The sequence below is a fragment of the Acinetobacter sp. AL9 genome, from assembly GCF_041464035.1.
Lineage (GTDB): Bacteria > Pseudomonadota > Gammaproteobacteria > Pseudomonadales > Moraxellaceae > Acinetobacter > Acinetobacter towneri.
Window position 1 is genome coordinate 1 of the sequence record NZ_JAYFSK010000267.1, and the last position, 255, is coordinate 255.

The 255-nt window shown below is 44.3% G+C and carries 1 rRNA gene; it reads right to left on the reverse strand.

The features are described 5' to 3' along the window. Nucleotides 1–22: 22 nt before the first annotated feature. Nucleotides 23–137 (reverse strand): 5S ribosomal RNA (gene rrf, locus ACEO2X_RS14645). Nucleotides 138–255 lie beyond the last annotated feature (118 nt).

Here is a 255-nt window from a genome sequence, read left to right on the forward strand (position 1 = left end):
GTTGAGGGTGTTTAGAATAATGAGCTGGCGATGACTTACTCTCACATGGGTAACCCCACACTACCATCAGCGCGAAGAGGTTTCACTTCTGAGTTCGGGAAGGGATCAGGTGGTTCACTCTTGCTATTGTCGCCAGCACAACTGTTATGGACTTGTTCGGGTCTTAGTTACATTGCTTAAGCTTGATGCTTTCGCTTGTAATGCCTTACTTGGTTCCAAATGAGTTATTAACAGGTTGGCTATTGTATCTGAAAT